Origin of the sequence: Pseudomonas sp. SED1, from assembly GCF_034044025.1 — a bacterium.
GTDB lineage: Bacteria > Pseudomonadota > Gammaproteobacteria > Pseudomonadales > Pseudomonadaceae > Aquipseudomonas.
Genome location: NZ_JAXCIS010000034.1, coordinates 1 through 3005 on the forward strand (window position 1 = coordinate 1; position 3005 = coordinate 3005).

At 60.6% G+C, this 3005-nt stretch carries 4 protein-coding genes; 2 read left to right on the forward strand and 2 right to left on the reverse strand.

The annotated features are described in order from the left end of the window. The first annotated feature begins 133 nt into the window (after window positions 1–133). Complete coding sequence (locus tag SNL23_RS04265) at window positions 134–760, forward strand: helix-turn-helix transcriptional regulator (RefSeq protein ID WP_076016164.1); 627 nt, start codon at window positions 134–136, stop codon at window positions 758–760. A 1-nt stretch (window position 761) separates the two neighbouring features. Here the strand turns inward: SNL23_RS04265 and SNL23_RS04270 are convergent, their stop codons facing one another. After that, window positions 762–1139: a RidA family protein gene (locus SNL23_RS04270; RefSeq protein WP_318301700.1), complete on the reverse strand. Its 378-nt coding sequence runs from the start codon at window positions 1137–1139 to the stop codon at window positions 762–764. Continuing rightward, window positions 1136–2101 (reverse strand): threo-3-hydroxy-L-aspartate ammonia-lyase, encoded by a 966-nt coding sequence (locus SNL23_RS04275; protein WP_318301701.1) that lies wholly within the window; start codon window positions 2099–2101, stop codon window positions 1136–1138. Before SNL23_RS04275 ends, SNL23_RS04270 begins: the two co-directional genes overlap by 4 nt. Window positions 2102–2215: 114 nt before the next feature. Here SNL23_RS04275 and SNL23_RS04280 point away from each other — a divergent pair, with 114 nt between their 5' ends. After that, on the forward strand, window positions 2216–2827 hold the full coding sequence (locus tag SNL23_RS04280; RefSeq protein WP_167664939.1) for an LpxA family transferase: 612 nt from the start codon (window positions 2216–2218) through the stop codon (window positions 2825–2827). Window positions 2828–3005 lie beyond the last annotated feature (178 nt).

Sequence of the window (3005 nt, forward strand, 5' to 3'; positions counted from 1 at the left end):
ATACAAGCCATCACCCAAATAACGGATATACCCCCCGACCATCCTCACACCTCAGCAAGGCTTCCGGTATATCCACCGCACACTCCAAAAAAGCCAAATTGACGGTCTATCCACTACTGGATATGTTGTCTGAATGAAAAAGCACACTCCCGAACAAGCGGCCTTGATCAGCCAACTCGAACAGATTGCCGAAGGCCTGAGCAAGACCTTCAGCCCGTTTTGCGAGGTCGTACTCCACGACCTGCGCGACCCCCAGCACGCAATCATGGCCATCCACAACAACCTCTCCGGGCGTCAACCGGGTGACCCCGCCACCGAGCTGGGCCTGGCGCGGATCGCCGATCCCGATTACCCGCAGGTGATCGCCAACTACCAAAACCAGTTCGCCGACGGCCGCCAGGTCAAGAGCACCTCCATCGGCATCAAGGACTCCACCGGCAAATACGTGGCAGCCTTGTGCATGAACGTTGACCTCTCGCTGTTCCGGGGCCTGCAGGGCATGCTGGAACAGTTCGGCTCGGTCAGCGGCGACCGGCCCGCCGAGTCGCTCGACCCGTCCGGCGCAGATGCCATTCGCGCGCGTATCGACCAGTTCGCCGCACGCCTGGCGACCACCCCGCGCGCCCTCAAGGCTGCCGACCGGCGCTTGTTGATGCAAGAGCTGAAAGAGGCGGGCGTGATGGACATTCGACGTGCCATGGAAACCGTTGCCTCGCACCTTGGGGTCTCGCGGGCGGCGGTCTACACCTACGCCAAATGACCTACGCCGAACGCGCCACGGCTTCGATTTCAATCAGGTAGCCGTGGTGCAATTCCGGCACCGGCACCACCGCGCGGGCCGGGCGGTGCTCCCCCAGCGCAGCGGCGTACAAGCCGTCAAATTCAGGCCAGTGTTTCACTCCCACCACATACACGGTGACTTTCACCAGGTCTGCGGCTGAACCACCTGCCGCCTTCAAGATCGCCAACAGATTGTCCAGGGCCACTTGGGCCTGTTCGGCAAACGACGCCTCAAGGTTATGACGCCCATCGGGGCTCACCGGCAATTGCCCGGAGATGTACAGCGTGCCCTGATGACTCACGGCCTGGGAATAGTGACCGGCAGGCGTCGAGGCTGCGCAGGTGTGGATGATATTCATTGTGGAGTGCTCAGCAGCGTCGCATAGGTTTGGAGGTCGACGTTGCCGCCGGTCACGATAATGCCCACGCGTTGGCCCCGGAACTGATGCTTGAGGTTTCGCAGGGCCGCCAGACCAAGGCAGCCGGTAGGTTCCACGACCATTTTCATGCGCTGCATGAAGAACTTCATCGAGGCCACCAACTCGGCATCCGAGACGGTGAGGATATCGGTCACGCTCTCGCGAATGATCGGAAAGGTGTGGTGGCCCAAGTGCTGGGTCTGGGCGCCATCGGCGATGGTGGCGGGTGTGTCGATGTGCACGATGCTGCCGCTCTGGAATGAACGCTGGCCGTCATTCCCGGCTTCGGGCTCGACCCCGTACAACAGGCAATCGGGCGACAACGCACGGGTGGCCAAGGCGGTGCCGGAGAGCATGCCGCCACCGCCCAGGCCGACGAACAAGGCGTCGAGTGGGCCGGTAAATTCCAGCAGCTCCTTGGCGGCGGTGCCCTGGCCGGCCAGCACGTCCGGGTGGTCGTAGGAAGGGATCAGGGTCATGCCGTGTTGCTCGGCCAGAGTGCGACCGATCTGCTCGCGGTCTTCGGTGATGCGGTCGTAGAACACCACGCTTGCGCCATATTCCCGGGTAGCGGCGACCTTGGCGGCGGGGGCGTCGGTGGGCATCACGATGGTTGCCGGCATCTGCAACAAACGGGCGGCCAGTGCGATACCTTGCGCATGATTACCCGAGGAAAATGCCACTACGCCGGCCTTGCGCTGTGCCTCGTCAAACCGTGAAAGCGCATTGAACGCCCCACGAAACTTGAACGAACCGGTGCGTTGCAGGTTTTCGCACTTGATAAACACCTGGGCGCCGGTCTCGGCATCGAGGGTGCGAGAGGTGTACACCGGCGTGCGGTTGGCGAAGCCCTCCAGGCGTTCGGCGGCGTTGATCACGTCATGGTACGAAGACGATTGCATGGAAGGGATCTCTCGAAAGTCGGTATCTGGATAAAATATCCATGTCTGTACAAACTGTAAAGTCGTGTTTCATGCTAGCGTTTCGGACTTCTCTGATCTGTAGAGGGCTCGACGTTGATTCGACTCACCGATTACATCGCTGATTTTTCTCGCTCTCCGCTGGCGCCCTGGGCTGATCTGGCGCCTTGGGAACTGGTTACCCAGGCGCCTGGCGTGGTTCGCCAATTGCTGGCGGGGCTGTCTGACGAAGATTATGAAATTCATGACGAGATTGCCGTGCACCGGACGGCGATCGTTGAAGTTGGTGCTGTTTTAAAAGCGCCGCTGATTGTGGGTGCTCACTGTTTTATCGCTGCTGGTGCTTACCTTAGAGGTGGTTGCTGGGTGGATGAATATTGCATTTTTGGGCCTGGCGCAGAGCTCAAGACATCCTTTGTTTTCAGCGGCAGCAAGTTGGCGCACTTCAATTTTGTCGGTGATTCGGTGCTGGGGCGCGGGGTTAATCTGGAGGCTGGGAGCATCGTCGCCAATTACCGGAACGAGCGTGACGACAAGCAGGTGCAGGTGCGCGTTGACGGGCAGTTGCAGGGTACTGGTTGTGACAAGTTTGGCGCGTTGTTGGGGGATCAGTGTCGGGTGGGTGCCAATGGGGTGTTGGCACCGGGGGCGGTGCTTGCGGCGGGGAGTGTGGTCAGGCGGGGGGAGGTTTTTGATTGTGAGGAGTAGGGGGGGAGTGTACATATCCGTTGCTGCGGTAACGGCCGCGTATGGTTCCGCTCTTTCAGCGGGTCACTTTTGGCAAACGCCCGGAATGCCGGCCCAGCCAAAGTAACCAAAAGGTCTTTGCCCCACCACTCGGTGCCTCGCCTGGGCTCGGCATGCCCGCACTCCGGCCCGATTCCGC